Annotated in this window: 14 protein-coding genes; 5 read left to right on the top strand and 9 right to left on the bottom strand. The window is 69.4% G+C overall.

Annotation, left to right across the window (positions count from 1 at the left end; all coding sequences use genetic code 11):
* Positions 1-27 precede the first annotated feature (27 nt).
* From AB0J88_RS29685 to AB0J88_RS29695, 3 genes are read right to left on the bottom strand one after another with little or no spacing between them, the layout of a single operon-like run.
* The gene (locus tag AB0J88_RS29685) at positions 28-978 is read right to left on the bottom strand and encodes an SCO2522 family protein (protein ID WP_364349709.1); all 951 of its coding nucleotides are present in this window, start codon (positions 976-978) and stop codon (positions 28-30) included.
* On the bottom strand, positions 975-1,892 hold the full coding sequence (locus AB0J88_RS29690; RefSeq protein WP_364349706.1) for an SCO2523 family variant P-loop protein: 918 nt from the start codon (positions 1,890-1,892) through the stop codon (positions 975-977). The genes AB0J88_RS29685 and AB0J88_RS29690 overlap by 4 nt, the downstream gene beginning before the upstream one ends.
* Before the next feature lie 4 nt (positions 1,893-1,896).
* Positions 1,897-3,741: an SCO2524 family protein gene (locus tag AB0J88_RS29695; RefSeq protein ID WP_364349703.1), complete on the bottom strand. Its 1,845-nt coding sequence runs from the start codon at positions 3,739-3,741 to the stop codon at positions 1,897-1,899.
* Between the two features lie 524 nt (positions 3,742-4,265).
* On the opposite strand from AB0J88_RS29695, the gene AB0J88_RS29700 reads away from it, so the two are divergent.
* Positions 4,266-6,191: a DVUA0089 family protein gene (locus AB0J88_RS29700; RefSeq protein ID WP_364349700.1), complete on the top strand. Its 1,926-nt coding sequence runs from the start codon at positions 4,266-4,268 to the stop codon at positions 6,189-6,191.
* 43 nt (positions 6,192-6,234) lie between these two features.
* Here AB0J88_RS29700 and AB0J88_RS29705 read toward each other — a convergent pair whose 3' ends face one another.
* From AB0J88_RS29705 to AB0J88_RS29725, 5 genes are all read right to left on the bottom strand, one after another.
* A complete protein-coding gene (locus tag AB0J88_RS29705) occupies positions 6,235-6,759 on the bottom strand; it encodes a hypothetical protein (protein WP_364349697.1) in 525 nt (174 codons plus the stop codon).
* A gap of 105 nt (positions 6,760-6,864) precedes the next feature.
* Entirely contained in the window at positions 6,865-8,016 is a 1,152-nt protein-coding gene (locus tag AB0J88_RS29710; RefSeq protein WP_364349694.1) for a VOC family protein, read from the bottom strand.
* On the bottom strand, positions 8,013-9,182 hold the full coding sequence (locus tag AB0J88_RS29715) for a hypothetical protein (protein ID WP_364349691.1): 1,170 nt from the start codon (positions 9,180-9,182) through the stop codon (positions 8,013-8,015). Before AB0J88_RS29715 ends, AB0J88_RS29710 begins: the two co-directional genes overlap by 4 nt.
* A 36-nt stretch (positions 9,183-9,218) precedes the next feature.
* Positions 9,219-10,217, bottom strand: a complete 999-nt coding sequence (locus tag AB0J88_RS29720) for an S-adenosylmethionine:tRNA ribosyltransferase-isomerase (RefSeq protein WP_364349688.1) — start codon at positions 10,215-10,217, stop codon at positions 9,219-9,221.
* Positions 10,214-10,882 carry an SDR family oxidoreductase gene (locus AB0J88_RS29725; RefSeq protein ID WP_364349685.1) on the bottom strand — a complete coding sequence of 223 codons (669 nt, stop codon included), beginning with the start codon at positions 10,880-10,882 and terminating at the stop codon, positions 10,214-10,216. The genes AB0J88_RS29720 and AB0J88_RS29725 overlap by 4 nt, the downstream gene beginning before the upstream one ends.
* A gap of 124 nt (positions 10,883-11,006) precedes the next feature.
* Between AB0J88_RS29725 and AB0J88_RS29730 the strand changes: the two genes are divergently transcribed.
* The 4 genes from AB0J88_RS29730 (at position 11,007) to AB0J88_RS29745 (ending at position 14,641) form a co-directional block, all read left to right on the top strand.
* Entirely contained in the window at positions 11,007-12,119 is a 1,113-nt protein-coding gene (locus tag AB0J88_RS29730; RefSeq protein WP_364349683.1) for a GAF domain-containing sensor histidine kinase, read from the top strand.
* Positions 12,112-12,738 carry a response regulator transcription factor gene (locus AB0J88_RS29735; protein WP_364349680.1) on the top strand — a complete coding sequence of 209 codons (627 nt, stop codon included), beginning with the start codon at positions 12,112-12,114 and terminating at the stop codon, positions 12,736-12,738. The genes AB0J88_RS29730 and AB0J88_RS29735 overlap by 8 nt, the downstream gene beginning before the upstream one ends.
* Positions 12,739-12,848: 110 nt before the next feature.
* A complete protein-coding gene (locus AB0J88_RS29740) occupies positions 12,849-13,184 on the top strand; it encodes a hypothetical protein (protein WP_364349677.1) in 336 nt (111 codons plus the stop codon).
* The gene (locus AB0J88_RS29745) at positions 13,070-14,641 is read left to right on the top strand and encodes a hypothetical protein (protein ID WP_364349674.1); all 1,572 of its coding nucleotides are present in this window, start codon (positions 13,070-13,072) and stop codon (positions 14,639-14,641) included. The genes AB0J88_RS29740 and AB0J88_RS29745 overlap by 115 nt, the downstream gene beginning before the upstream one ends.
* A gap of 16 nt (positions 14,642-14,657) precedes the next feature.
* Here the strand turns inward: AB0J88_RS29745 and AB0J88_RS29750 are convergent, their stop codons facing one another.
* Positions 14,658-15,386, bottom strand: a complete 729-nt coding sequence (locus AB0J88_RS29750) for a helix-turn-helix domain-containing protein (RefSeq protein ID WP_364349671.1) — start codon at positions 15,384-15,386, stop codon at positions 14,658-14,660.
* Positions 15,387-15,443 lie beyond the last annotated feature (57 nt).

The following is a 15,443-nucleotide window of genomic DNA, read 5'->3' on the forward strand; positions in this document are numbered from 1 at the left end:
GCGTTGGTGCTGCTCACACTAGCGGTTTCACTCGCCGATGAAGACGTAGTCGATGCGGTCGACCAGCTCTTTGGGCAGCTCCATGTTCTCGCCGCGCATGCGGGCGAACACCTGGTCGAGGACAGTCGGGTCGATCGAGACCTGGCCCAGGATCGTGCGCACCGCGAGCTCGACCTGGAGGAAGCGCGAGCCCAGCACGGAGAACGTGCGGTAGGCGCTGAACGCCGCCGCGCGCGGGTTGAGCTGCACGACCGCGGGCAGCTTGTCCCAGTCGTCGGGGAGCTCCTCGACCTGCCACGGCGTGGTGACCACCTCGCCGTTGTGGCGCAGCAGACCGAGCCGGATGAGCTGCCAGACGGCCGCGAGGAACGGGCACGACCAGCGTCGCGTGCCGTTCTCCAGGTCCCACAGCTCGACGTCGACGAAGATCGAGTGCCGGTTGGCCGCGTTCTGCATCGGCGGCAGCCAGCCCTTGTCGGCCATCGCCGGTATCGCGACCGTGTTCGGCGAGCGCTGGCCGTTGCACAGCCAGCCGGTCTCGGTGGTCGGTGGCCGGATGCCGTTGCTGCCCGGCACCGGGTCGGTGACCAGGGCCTGCTCGACGAGCTTGGCCAGCGGCACCTCGTCGGCGACCGCGCAGCCGGACTCGCGCGCCAGGTAGTCGATCACCAGGCCGCTCTCTTCGGCGGCGGCGACCAGCATCGGGATCACTTCACGCGGCGTGCTGAACCGCGAGAAGTAGTCGTCGACGAGGAAGCAGGTGCTGACGCGCGGGCGGTTGCCACCCGGCTTGGTCGCCACGGTGCGCGCGGCGGACTGTGCCCACGGCGCGATGCGGCGAAAGTGCCGGCGCAGCGAGTCCATGCCGCCGGCGAACTCTTCCATGTAGAGGTGGCCCAGCTCGATGGAAAGGTGCGAGAGCGGAACGCGTTCGACGCTCCGCTGAGCGACCGCCTCTTCGAATGCCACTCCGGTCACAGCGTCTCCCAGGCCGCATCGTCGACAATCTTTTTAGCCAACGAGTCGAACTGTTCCAGCGTCTCACGGTTCGCGATGCGCCGCGACCACACGTCGTTATCCGAAATAAGCTGTTCACGCCATTGCAGGACAGGGTCGAGCGGGATCGACCCGAGGAGCAGTGTGCGACCGACCTTGCGGCTGCTGGCCAGTTCGGACAGATCCCGGTCGACGTCGCGCAACCAGGCGATCTGGGCGGGCCGCAGCCCCTCGAGCTCCGGCGAGTCCGGGTTGACCACCGCGGTGCGCACGAAGCGCAACGAGTTGGCCAGTTCGTCGCGGTCGTGGCCGTGGTTCTCACCGGTGTGCAGGATGCCCCGCTCGCCGTAGACCAGGCCGGAGGCGGCGAGCACGTGCTGCCGAGTCCAGCGGTGGAAGACCAGCCACCGTGTGCGGATGTTGCGGAGCGCCTCGGTGGCGGTCGCCGCGAGCACCATCTCGGTCGCGTACGAACGGCCGGCGCTGAGGTCGACCAGGCAGAGGTCGAACTCCTCCTCGAGGTGCAGGAAGAGCCGGGCGCAGCGCTCGGTGTTCTCCTTCGTGATCGGGAACTCGCCGCCGCCGCTGTCGCCGGGCAGCAGCACCAGCCGGCCCGCGCCCGGCGGACGGCTGCGCAGGCTGGACCGGTCGGACTCCTGCCAGATCTCCAACCGCTGCGGGTCGGCGACCATGCCGTGCAGGTAGGAGTGCAGACCGCCCTGGGTGGTGCCGTGCAGTGCCGTCGGGATGTTGAAGATGGCCCCGGAGGTCGGGGAGCCGAAGTCGAAGTCGAGATAGCAGACGTCACTGCCCTGCAACGCACTCCGATAGAGGATGTTGCTGCTGGTGACGGAGCGACCGGTGCCGCCCTTGTCGGAGGTCGCGAAGATCAACATTTGGTTAGCCCGCCTCGGTCACGTCACGCCTCGCGGCGGCCAGTTCGTCCAGCGCGATGAGCACCTGCGCCGCTAGGACGGCGGCGGTGCCGGGGCGCTCCGGCAAGATCTCGCGGGCCCGGGACAGGTGGATCGACGCGACCTTGAGTGTTTCTCGCATTCTCGGACCGGCGTCGCCGGCACCCGAGAGCAGTTCCATGTCGTACAGGTGCTCGGCCTCGGTCAGCAGGTCGAACGCGTAGTTGCCGAGCCGCGGACTGCGCAGTGGCGGCCGGTTGAGCATGTTGGCCGTGGTCACCAGGCCCTGCACCACCCGCTGGGTGTAGTACCAGGACGGCTTGTCGTAGCGGGTGGTCAGCTGGCCGAACACCGAGGTGGGCTGGTCCCACAGGTTGCGGCCCGGCCCCTTGTCGAGCCGGCGCTTGTTGAGGTGCTCCCAGGTGCGGTCGGCCAGGTCGAGCATCCGGCTGCGGCCCTCGGCGTCGTTGATCAGCCCGCCGATCACGGTCGTGCGCTGGAACAGCAGGGCGGCGAACTCGGAGACCGTCCACAGCAACCGGGACTCGCCCGCGTCCTCGCTGCCGACGAGCGGCACGAGCACGCCCGGCGCGTGCAGGCTCAGCGCGGGGTCGGTGTCGAACGGACGGCGCGTGATCCGCGCGCGGTTGGCCAACTCCTCCAGCACGGTGCCGACCCGGCCGAGCTCGATGTCGGTGCCGCGTTCCTGTACCAGGCCTTTGACGGCGAGCGAGGTGACCAGCAGCGTGTAGTAGTCGGACGCGTCCTCGTCAGTGGTGCGCCACGGGATGTCCTCGACCGGCCAGCGCTGGGCCTGCCCGAACGTCGCCATCGTCGACCAGTAGGACCGGGTCAGTTCCCACCGGAGCTGGAGTGCACGCGAGAGCCGCTGCTGCTCCTCGTTGAGCAGACCGAGAACGCGGGTCCGCTCGGAGAAGAGGTCCTCGATGGCGTCGACGGCGATGACGGTGAAGTAGAGGTAGGGCGCGTCCTGGGCGACACCCTTGGGCTGCTGGCCCACCGGCTCGTCGGTCTCGATCGGCGGTGCGCCACTGACGATCCCCCAGGACCAACCGACCTCGAACAGCCTGTCCGGGCTGTCGATGTCGCCGACCTGACCGGAACCGATCAGGACCTCGCGGAAGCTGGCGATGGTTTCCCGGAGGTCGCGGCGGACCGCGCTGACCACCTGGCGCTGTGGCAGGTTCTCCTGGTTGATCATGGTGGTGAGCGCTTGGCCGTACGCCGAGTCGACGTCGAAGACGTTGACCGTGAAGCTGCGCAGCAGCCCGACCATGGCGGCACTCAACCGGGTGCTGGCCTGCTGCTCCAGCGACTCGATCTCCTTGCGGTTCTCCTCGCGGTTGGCGACGGACCGGAGGACCTTGAGGAAACCGAGGACCGACAAAGACAGCGTGACCGACATGGCGAACGAGTCGACGATGTCGAGCCTGAGCTGCTCTTTCGAGGGCGTAGCCGGCCCGGTGGAGCTGAAGTAGGACGAGCCCGAGAACAGCGGCGTGCCGTCGGGGTCGCTGTAGCGGTCGAAGTATTCGCGGAGGATCCCGATCAGGGTCTTGGGGATCTCGGTCGCGTTGCCGAGCGGGCGCAGGGCCCGGATCATGTCTTCGGCTGTCTCGTCCGGACGGTCCAGTTTGAAGGACTCGACCTTGGTCGCCGGGGTCAGGATGCAGAGCAGCTGCTCGGCGTCACCGATCGAGTTGGGGGCGTCGCGCCCGCCGAACTTCCATTTCTTTTCCCGCTCTGACCAGGACGAACGCACTGTCGCGTTCCAGATCTCCAGCAGCTGTTGACGAGGCTGCATCCTCATCTGTCGCGCACCACCATCCGCCGCCTGACTCCACTGACGTTAGCTAGCAACCCGGGAGAACACTGTGGACGTGCCACGAGATGGCTCGTCAGCACCTCATTCGTCCGCTTCACTCAATGATGGACCACGGGTCAAGGCCGCCGAAAGGCCCGTGGCCCGTGTTCCGAGCTGGCGGTCTTCACCTGCGTAAACGCCGACGGATCGGCGCGGTGACGCGATGCCTGGTCGGAACGCGCTTCCATGATCATCTACTGTGGCCGGACGAGCCTTCAAGATCCACAATGGGCAGACCGGCCGTACGGCCGGGTCGAGGCAGCCGAACGTACGGTTTGGCAACCCTCTCGACAGATGCCTGACAGTTCCATCAGTTGATCGTGATAAATGTCCCGGTTTCAATGGCTATCGTGATGCGTCTATGCACCTGACATCGACTTCGATCTGTTCACGACCTTGACCCCTGGATAGCGTCTCGATAGCCATCGATGGGCCGGGCACAGAGGCCTGGCCGCAAGGGGGAGGGCTTCATGCGTCGAACCATCGCGCTGTTGGCCGGGACGGCACTGGTAGCAGCGATGCTGCCAGCATCCATCGCGACGGCCGAACTCAAGAACGACTCGGGGCCGAGTGGCGCGGACCGCGCCCTGCTCGCCGCGGGTGGACAGGTCGCCGACAAGGCGCCGGCCGGGAAGGCACCGACGGGCGTCAATCCGTATCTGGCGCTCGTACCCGATCCGACGACGATCGACTACGCCGCGTGGAAGCAGGTCGCCGAAAAGCAGGGCGCCGCTCGCGAGCAGAAGCGCGCGCTGCGCCAGGCCGTGGCCGCCTCGCCGGTGCTGGTCGACGAGGACGAGCCTGACGGCACCCAGGGCGGCAACGACTCGCCGGCCATCGCCCAGCCTGTGCCGGGCTTCGGGACCAAGGGCAAGCAGAATCCGCGAGCCCGCATCCTCGGCTCGCTCGACAACGAGACGGTCTCCCGCACCGCCCTGACCCCCAACACCGAGGACGACGGCGCGATCCCGCTGGCCCGCGACACCGGCATCCAGGGCGTTCGCAACGGCATCACCACGAGTGGCACGATCGGCGACGGCCCGCACGGCTCGGCGGCGGGTGACACCGGCGACTTCGACTTCTACAAGCTGACCATCACCCAGGTCGGCGAGACGATGACCGCCGACATGGACACGCCTGTCGGCCTGCTCGACCCCATGCTGGCGCTCTACGACGCCGCCGGCGAGGAAATCGCGTTCAACGACGACTCCGGCGGCCTCGACAGCCTGCTGCGCTACACCTTCACCGAGGCCGGCGACTACTTCCTCGCCGTGACCGGCTACAACGTCCTGCCCGCCGACCCGTTCGACCCGGCCAGCGGCGACGGCGCAGGCAGCGAGGGCGCGTACAACCTGCTGCTCGACGTGGCTGCGGCCGACGTCGACTTCTACGCGGTGCAGTTGCGCAAGGGCGACGTGCTGGGCACGTCGGTCACCGGTTCGGCCGCCCGGATCACCGTGTGGGACACGGCCGGGCGCGAGGTGCACGGCTCCGACCAGGACGCCACCTTCATCTACCCGCCGAACAGCCCGCTGCCCGGCGGCGGCAACGCGGTCAGCGAGCACGTCGCCGACGAGGACGGTCTGCACTACGTGTCGGTCAGCGACGGCAGCGGGAACTACGACATCACCGTCGAGGCGTACCGGCCGAACCTCGAAGGCGACAAGATCACCCAGACGATCTTCATCGACTTCAACGGCCAGCGGCTCAACACCGCGATCTTCGGCGGCCCTGGCGTCGTGACGCTCAGCCCGTTCCGTGCCTTCCTCGGCCGGTGGGGCCTGACCACCGCCGACGAGAACGCACTGATCAACGGGATCGTGGCCGAGGTGACCGAGAACCTCAAGCGGGACCTCGTCGCGAGCGGGCTCAACGACAAGTTCCGCCTCAAGATCCTCAACAGCCGTGACGACGCCGACCCGTTCGGCGAGGTCAACGTCAGCCGGCTGATCGTCGGCGGCACCATCGCCGAGTCCGGGGTCAACACGATCGGCATCGCGCAGTCGATCGACCCCGGCAACTTCGACACGCAGGAGTCGGCGCTCATCCTGCTCGACGTGCTGAGTGGCCCGGCCGACGACGACGCGTCGCTCAACTTCTACCTCACGCCGGCGAGCGACAAGCGCGCGTTCATCGCCCAGGCGGTCGGCAACGTGGTGTCCCACGAGGCCGGTCACTTCTTCGGCAACTGGCACGTCGACCAGTTCAACGACACCCTCAACCTGATGGACCAGGGCGGCAACTTCCCGCTGCTCTACGGCGTCGGCCCCGACGGCATCGGCGGCACCGCCGACGACCCGGACGTCGACTTCGGTGAGGACGAGTTCAACCCGAGCGAAGGCTTCACCGGCACCGAGGACACCCAGGGCCGGCTCGCGACGGTCCTGACCCGCTGACCCACCGCGCGGAGGGAGCCGGTTCGCCGGCTCCCTCCGTCGCTCAATGCCGCAAAGCCGGGGGTACGGGCGCGTCCAGGTGCTCCAGCAGCGCGGCCAGCTTGTGGTCGAGCTCGATGCCGACCTCGGCGATGTCGTCGGCACCCACGGCACCGAACGACGAGAAGGTCGCGCTGGGCCGCTCGATGACGAAGTGCGTCTCGCCGGCCCGGCTGGCGATCATCAAACGCAGCGGCGCGTACAACATCGCGGCCTGGTCGTAGCGGTACATCCGCTCGGCGAACACGTGGTTGCCCATCAGATAGACCACGCACTGACCCGGGTCGTGCGCGAGCCGCATCAGCGGGCCGTCGTCGCTGGACCAGTAGCGCAGAAAGCCCCACGGCGCCGCGGCGTCGACCTGGGCGGTGACCTCGGACCAGTCCGCCTCGCGGGCGATGAGCTCGTTGAGCGCGGCGTAGTCGAGCGCCGGCACGGCCGTCTCGTACCGCCGCCGGAAGTCCTCGAACGACGCCTCGACGGGGATGCGGTAGCGGTCGGCCTGGTAGCGGCTCTCGGAGATCGCCATCAGACCGACGCTAACAGCGGCGCCACGGCCCGCGCGCGGGTTTGGTGTCAGAGGAACATCGCGTTGGCGGTGGCCACGAAGAGCATCGCCTTATCTGTCAGCACGTCACCCGGCGGTGACGACCAGCTCGTTGCCTTCGGGGTCGGCGATCCGCCAGCGACCTTCGGACTCGTCGAGGATCCGGCCGCCGGCTGACAGGGTCGTGTCGACGCGCGACCGCGCGATGTCTGACGGCACCGCGAGCTCGAAGTGGATGCGGTTGCGCTGGCTGCGCCGGTCCGTCTCCGTGGCGTCGAGCTCCTGGAAAACCAGCACCGGGTTCAGCCGCCGCGGATCGTGGATGTCGCTCACGTCGGCTCGGCGGTCGTGGACGTAGCCGAGCGCGGCCACCCAGAACGCCCGGACGGCGGCGACGTCGGCGACGTCGAGGAAGAGCTGAGCAAAACGCGGTAGCCCCGGATCAGCGGTTGCCCCGAGTTCGCGCGCGGCGGTCTGAATGCTCTCGGCGAGGTCGGTGAAGTCGAGGTCCAGGCCGTGAGCCTCGTGCTGGTCCTTGCCGCTGTCGATGATCACGAGCCCGGGACGCAGGTCGACCAGCAACGGGAAGCCCGCCTCGCGCGCCAGCGCCGCCGTCGCGGTGGCCAGGTCACGCTGCTGCTTCGGCGAGGTGACCCGGTAGCACGCCATCGCGCTGAACACCGCCTGCCAGTCGGCTGTCAGCGCGTCGCCCGGCACCAGATCGACCTCGTTGCCGTCGGGGTCGGAATGGCAGACACCGTAGGGTCCCGATCCCGCACCGAGCCCGGCCTGCTCGACCGCCGCGGCCGGGCGCACCACGTCGAGGTGGACGCGGTTTCGCAACGGCCGGGAGTCGGCCGACCGGTGGATCCGGATCGCGGGGTCGCGCCGCAACGGATCCGCCAAACCGCCGTCTTCCCCGGGCGCGTAGTCGAGCACGCGCTGCCAGAACCCGCTCACCGCGGCCGGGTTCGCCGACTCGAACACGACGCTCAGCCGCTGCGGGACGGCAGGGTTCGGGGTCAGCCCGAGATCCCGCGCGGTCGCCGACACCGCATCGGCGTGTTCGTGTGAGTCGAGGCACACCCGCACGCCCGTCGGGCGCAGGTCGACCACGATCTCGGCCGACAGCCCCACGACGCGGCCGGCCAGCGCGGCCCCCTCGATCAGCGAAGGCGCGTCGAACCATGCCGTCGCGACCCCGTCGACGACGCGCCAGTCCGTGCCGATCTCGGTCATGCCCCGCTGTCGACGTGCTGCCGCGGCTCGAAGAGGGAGCGTGATTCCTCGACCGGCGCCTCGGCGGCGACGGGCTCCGGCTCCGGCTGGTGCTCGAGCACCACGCCGTTCTCCTCGTGAGCGGGCGCGGCAGGCAGGGCGGGCTGTTCCTGGTCCGGTCGCGCCGCGACCACCATCTTGAACTCGCCCGTCTGCTCGCTGATCGCCGCCGCGGCCATGACCGCCGCCGCTGCCCGGTCGGCCATCCGCTTGGCCTCGCGCTGCATCCGTACCCGGGCCTCGAGCGTCTGCTGCTCCACCTGCTCCGCGCTGCGCCTAGCGGTGTCGAGGCGGGACAGCTCCGCGCTCAGCTCCTGGCGCGTGCCCTGGAGTCGGTGAGTCACCTGAGCCAGGTCGTTCTCGACCGCCGCGCCGTCCTGGCGGAGCTGGCTGAGCTGCTGCTGGGCCTGTTCCTGCGCGTTGCGGAGCTGGGCCAGCGCCTGCTGGCGCGCCTCGATCTCCTTCTGCACCATCGTGAGCTGCTGGTGGTAGGCCTGCATCTGCTGCTCGGCCTCGGCCGCCCGGGCCTCGTCGGCCTCCTGCGCGGCCGTCCGGTGTTCGTTGATCTCGCGCTCGACGTCCGCGCGCCACCGGGCCAGTTCCTGCTTGGTCTGCTCGTGGGCCGACTCGATGCGCGCCCGGGCCTCGCCCTCGGCGCGCTCGATCGCTGCCTCGCTGGCCTCGTGCAGGCGCTTCGCCTCCTGCTCGGACGCCTCGCGCGCTTCCTGACCCGCCGCCCGCAGGCGCTCGGCCTCCTGGTGCGCCGCCTCGACCACCTTTTCGGCCGCCGCCTGGATCTCGGCGGCGTGCTGGCCCGCCGCCTCGACGATGGCCTGGCCCTGCTTCTCCGACAGGGCCAGGATCTCGTCGACCATCGAACCCAGGTGGCGGAACGACGCCCGGTCGAGCCGTGGCGGCCGGTCCCGGAGCTCGGTCAGCTCGCCATGCATCTGCTCCAGGTTGGAGCTCAGGCCCCGGATGTGGTTGTGCGCCTGGTCGCGCTCCGCGCTGAGCTGGGAGACCCGCTCGGCGAGGTCGGCGATATGCCGGTCGACCTGTTTCTTCTCGTAGCCGCGCATCGACGTGTCGAACGTCGGCGTGTCATATAGCTGCTGACCTTGGGACATCCGTCATCCTCCACCGCACGCGCTCGATCGGCGGGACTATACCGCTGCGGAAGCCCGCTCCGACAGCAGCAAGTTGACGTCACCGAACTCGTGCCAGCGGTAGCCGGCCGCCAGCGCCTCCTGGTAGGACCGGGCGACCAGGTCCGGACCCGCGACGGCGGCGAGCAGGTCGAGATGCGAGGCGCGCGGTTCGTGGAACCCCGTCAGCAAGCCGTCCACGACCCGCACGCCCCGCTCCGGCGTCACCACCAGGTCGGTCCAACCCGATCCGGCCGCGCCTCCCGTGCTCTCCAGCGCTCGGACCACCGTCGTGCCGACCGCGATTACCCGTCGGGCGCCCGCGAGCACCCGCGCGGTGGTGGCGGGCACCGAGAACCATTCCGGGTACGGCCGCTCGTGCGCCTCCGCCGACGCCACTCCGGTGTGCAACACGATCGGCACCACCTGCACGCCGGCGGCGACCAGCCGGGTGACCACCCGGTCGGTGAAAGGGCGGCCGGCACTGGGCATCTCCGCGCTGCCGGGCTGGGTGGCGAACACCGTCTGATAAGCCGACAAGGGCCAGGACTTCGGCACGTAGTCGTACCGGATCGGCGAACCGTACGAAGTCAGGTAAGCCTGGACGTCGGCGAAGGACGGAGCGGCAACCCAGAGCCGGCCACGGGAGTACGGCGACAGCAGCGTCACCGACCCTCCGCCACGCAGGTCGATCCGTTGCCCGGCGGCAGCGGTCGAGGCCAACGGGCCGCGCGGCTCGACGAGCCACGTACCGTCCGGATTGGCCGTGGAGAAATGCACGGGATGTCCGTCGACGGTCGGCACCGCGGCCGCGAGTGTCGCCGACGTGTTGACCACCAGCACGTCTCCCGGGCAGAGCACGTCGGGCAGTTCCCGGAAGATCCGGTGCGATTGGGAGTACGGGGTCGAGACGAGCATGCGTACACCGTCGCGTGGCACGCCTCGGGCCTCCGGCGGCTCGTGGGCCGACAGCTCGTCCGGCAGCACGAAGTCGATCGGCGACCCGGTCGCGGTCACCACTGGGCGACCCGGACCCGGCCCGACTCCGGCCGTGCGGCCAGCAGACGGAGGAACGAGGGCACGACCGACTCCGGCTCCGGACGGTCGCTGATGTCCTCGCCGGGGTAGGCCTCCTGGTGCATCCGGGTGCGCATGTCGCCCGGGTCGGCCCACCACACCCGCACGTCCGGTTCCTCGGCCGCGAGGATCCTGCTCGCCTGCTCCAGGGCCGCCTTCGCCGAGCCGTAGCCGCCCCAACCGGCGTACGCCTCGATCGCCGCGTCCGAGGTCACGTTCAGCACCGCCCCGCCGCGCTTACGCAACCCGGGCAGGGCGAGCTGGGTGAGGGCCAGCGGTGCGTGCACGTTGATCTCGTACACCTCGCGCCACGCCTCGATCGGGTAGTCGGCGATCCGCGGCTGCGGCGAAGGCCCCAGGATCGAGGCGTTGTTGACCAGCAGGTCGGCGCCGCCGTAGCGGTCCGCCGCCTCGACCAGCGCGACCAGGTGCTCGGGGTCGGCGACCGAACCGACGACAGGGGTGACTCCGGGCCCGAAACCGACGGCCGCCAGGGCCGCGCCGTCGCGGCCGTCGACGACGACGTTCCAGCCGGCGCGCGCCAGGCCGCCGGTGAGTGCGCGCCCGAGGCCCCGGGACGCGCCGGTGATGATCGCTGTTGTCATGCCTCCGACGCTAGGAACGATGCCGGCCGATGCCATCGGACCAGGGACAACGCCGTCCCGGGACCTTGGTCCTAGGACCATCGGACCGGATCACCGGAGGACCGGCCCGCGCTACGGTGCGAGGGTGGACGCGCGCGAAGAACTGCGGGCGCTGAGCGCCGCCGTACTCGCCGTGACCGCGCGCCAGTCGGTGCGCGAGGTGCTCCAGACGATCGTGTCGGCCGCGCGCCGGCTGCTGGACGCCCGGTACGCGGCCCTCGGCGTGCCCGACGAGGACACCGGTGCGTTCGCGGAGTTCGTGGTCGACGGGATCAGCGACGCCCAATGGAACGCGATCGGCCCGCTGCCACGCCAGCACGGCCTGCTCGCGGTCATGCTGCGCGACCCGGCGCCGCTGCGGCTGGCCGACATCCGGTCGCACCCCCGCTTCGAGTACTGGCCCAAGCACCACCCCGAGCTCCGCGACTTCCTCGGCATGCCGATCGTGCACGGCGAGGAGATCCTGGGCGCGCTCTATCTGGCCAACAAGCGCGGCGGCGAGTTCGACCGCGACGACGAGGACCTGCTCCGGATTCTGGCCGGTCACGCCGCGATCGCTCTGGTCAATGCCCGGTTGTACGAGCGCAGCCGGGAACTGTCGATCCTCGAGGAACGCGACCGGATCGCCCGGGAGCTGCACGACTCGGTGGCGCAGAAGCTGTTCGGCCTGCGCCTGACCGCGGACGCGGCGGCGGCGCTGCTCGAGCGGGACCCCTCGCGGGCGGCGGCCCAGCTGAGCACCGTCCGCACGCTGGCGGCCGAGGCCGCCGACGAGCTGCGCGCGATCGTCGTCGGCATGCGGCCCGCCGACCTCGCCAACGAGGGGCTGGACGCCGCGCTGGCGAAGCAGGCGCGGCTGCTCGACCGGGTGCACGCGGCGCGGGTGCGGTTGCGGGCCGACGCGGTGCCTCGCGTGGCACCGGAATGCGAGGACGCCGCGTACCGGGTGGCCCAGGAAGCTCTGCACAACGCGTTGCGGCACGCGTCGGCCCGTACCGTCGAGATCCGGTTGTTCGTCGACGGCGCCGCACTGGTCGTCGAGGTCCGCGACGACGGATCGGGCCTGCGCCCCTCGGACCAGGCGTCGCTGGGCCTGACCTCGATGCGCGAGCGCGCCCAGTCGGTCGGCGGCCGCCTGACGGTCGACTCGAAACCGGGCCAGGGCACGACGGTGCGGTTGGAGGTGCCCGTTGTCTGAGCGGATCAGGGTGCTGGTGGTCGACGACCACGCCATGGTGCGCCAGGGCCTGCGCTCGTTCCTGGAGGTGCAGGACGACCTGGAGGTGGTCGGCGAAGCGGCCGACGGCGCGGAGGCGGTCGCGCGGGCGGTGGAGCTGCTGCCGGACGTGGTCCTGCTCGACCTACGGATGCCAGGCGTCGACGGCGTGTCGGCGCTGCGCGAGATGACCGCGCGGGGCCTTCCGTGCCGGGTCCTGGTGATCACGAGCTTCACGGAACCGGCGGCGGTGCTGCCGGCGGTCCGCGCGGGAGCGGCAGGCTATGTCTACAAGGACGTCGACCCCCCGGCGCTGGCGGCCGCCATCCGCTCGGTCCACCTCGGACACACCCTGCTGCACCCGGATGTGGCGCGAGTGCTCAGCGAGGGCGAGGCGGCCGCGGACCCGGCCCGACTCACCCCGCGCGAACGCCAGGTGCTGACGGAGATCGGCCGAGGCCGGTCGAACCGCGAGATCGCCCGAGCGCTGGGCCTGGCCGAGAAGACGGTAAAAGCTCACGTGAGCGCGATCCTGTCCAAACTCGGAGTCCAGGACCGCACCCAGGCAGCTCTTTACGCCGTCCGTGCGGGCCTCGCCTGACACCGAGCCAAGAGTGACCATCGCTGACAGATCACGGTCAGTTCGAGCCCGGCCAACGTGTCAATCTGCTCTTCTTGTCTGGTTCTGTTCCAGCTGGAGAGGGAGAACGAATGGATCGACTCGAAGTCGTCATCCAGATCCCGGCCGCTGAACGGCCCGACTTCGAGCGGCTGTCGCGGGAGCTTGGACAGGAGCTTCCGACGATAGAAAGCAAGCCACTCGACGGCGCCCTTGTCGCACAGGCCATCGTGCTGATAGGCATTCCGGCGCTGGCAACGCTCCGGGCCTGGCTTCTCGCGCGGACGGCAGCCCGCCAGGCCACCATGGTGTCGTGGAAGGGCGTCAAACTACGCGGGTACACCGCGGAGGAGGTCGACCAGATCGTCTCGGCTTTCAACGCGGCCCTCACCAAAGAGCCCAGTGCCGCGCGCGACGAACCCGAATAGACGTGGAAGAAATCGTCCGCTCGTTCCTCTTGGCGACGAGAGGCACCGCTGAGCCGCAGGATCCCCGCTTACCGCTCGCACGGATCTACGCTGAACAGTTCAACGTCTGTGCGGCGATCATGCGTGACCTGGTCGCCCCGGAGAAGCTTCCGCCCGTTCGGCTGCACATCACGTACTCGCAGGAGGCAAAGGCTGAGACCCTGCGCCTCGGCGATGGTTCGATCGTCATCTATGACCAATACCTCGGGCAGGTCTTCAGCCAGCTGAACCGGCTGGTCGTCAAACCCACCTCGTTCCGGGCCATCACCTGCTACCTGTTCAAGATTTGTGCCAACCTCTCCCTGATCAACGGATATCCACAGGAGGCGATGGACTACGGCCTGATGCATCTGCGGTTGCGGCCGCAGACCGCTGACGGTTACCAGCCTTGGTCGGAGCTCACCGACCCGATCGGTTTCCACGACGCTCCAGAACCCGAGCGACAGCCGCGGTTCCGGTTCACGGAGCAGGACCGCGGAGCGTTCTCGTTCCTCCAAGAGGCCTTCGTCCTCTGCCACGAGCTCGCACACCACCTGCTGCGGGCCAGGTCCTTGGCCGCGCTCACCGCCCGCCGCCGGCTGATCGAGTGTTTCGAGCTGGGCCGTACGTACCACGAGATCATGCGGGAAGACGGCCGCATCGGAGATCCAGTCCGGCGTGCCGATGCCCTGCTGAGCGACTGGATCATCCTGCACCAGCGAATGTTCGGGAGGGCACCCACTCCGACGGAGATCCAGCGCGAAGTCGATCACATGGCCAGCCAGAGCGACGAACGCGACGTCGACGTTGCCCGGCTCCTGGCGGACCCCGGCATGGCCGAGGAGTGCTTGTGTGACCTCTTCGCCGCGGACGTGGTCGGTCAGCTCGCGCGGTCCATCGGGAAACGCCACGGGGACGGCGTGCTTGCCTCCTTCATGGCCTTGCACTGGATGCGCTTGATCCGGACTCTCGCCGTGGCCGCGCCGCGCGTCGCCCGCGACGACGCTCAGGAGGTCACGCCGACGGATCTCGCGGGCGAGCACGCGCGCTTGCAGATCTTCCGGCGGACCGCCGTCGGGCTCCGCGGGCGAGGTTTCATGGGCGCGCGAACTCTGTTGGACGCCTCCGGCCTCGACGGCGGCGGACGTCCGGAATCGCGGCGGCTCACCGCCATGCACCAGCACCTGCAGGTTTTCCACTTGGAGATGTCGGATTTCAACCGCCAGTACTGGGATCGCCTCGGCGACTACGTGGAGAGGTACTTCCTCGCGGCGGCGAGCGTGGAGCTGCAAGATCTGCGTGCCCACCCCCGGCACCAGAGTCTTGACCTACCACCCGATCAGGCGATCATCATCGCGCGGTGGGCCTGCGACATGCTCGGTGACCGGTCGCCCGAGGAGGCGCTTCGCGCGTACGCGCGAGCCGCGCTCGGGCACTGACCCGGGGCTGGTCGCGTCACACCTGTGCCCCGTCAGGCTGGAGGTCGGGTGCCAGGCGGCCGAAGACGCTGAACTGAGGGCGTGGGTCGGTCGGCGTCGCGCGGACGTTGAGCCAGCGGGGGAGCGCCCGTGTCGCCGCGCGGGAGCCGGTCGCGGTCAAGTCGCCCGCGCGGATCGCTTCGCGCCAGCTGACCTCGCCGCGCCATAGGTGGGTCAGGCACCGCAGGGTTGTTTCGACAGTTGCCGCTACGGGGTGGCCCGGGTCGAAGTCGCAGACGTCCGCGTCCTCCGCTGTCATGATCAGCCACCAGCGTTGGGTTTTCGGTGCCACGTCGCCCAGTGCGACGTGAACCACCGTGCGGCCCGGCGGTAGGTCTGCGCGGGAGACCTGGCGGCGCATGTCCCAGAAGAGCAGGTGCGGGTCCAGGTCTTCGTCTCCCAATTCCGGCAGCCAGCGCAGCGACCAGTCGCCCAGCCCGTCGACGATCTGTTGTAGGTCCTTGCCCGCCGGAGTCAGGCGATAGATGACCTTGTTGCCGTCGGGGAAGCGCTCGACCACCCCGACCCGTTCCAGGCGTTGCAGGCGCTTGACCAGCAGCGCCGGCGACATGCGGGGGACGCCTCGGCGGATGTCGTTGAAGTGGCGGCTGCCCATCAGCAGCTCGCGGACGATCAGCAGGGTCCACCGCTCGTCCAGGACCTCAAGTGCCTTGGACACCGGGCAGAACTGGTAGTAGGTACCCATACACCGACGGTAAGAGCACACCGCAGTACAGAAACAGAACTGGTTGGCTTCATTTCG

It is taken from the genome of Asanoa sp. NPDC049475, assembly GCF_040676915.1.
Taxonomy (GTDB): Bacteria; Actinomycetota; Actinomycetes; order Mycobacteriales; family Micromonosporaceae; genus Asanoa.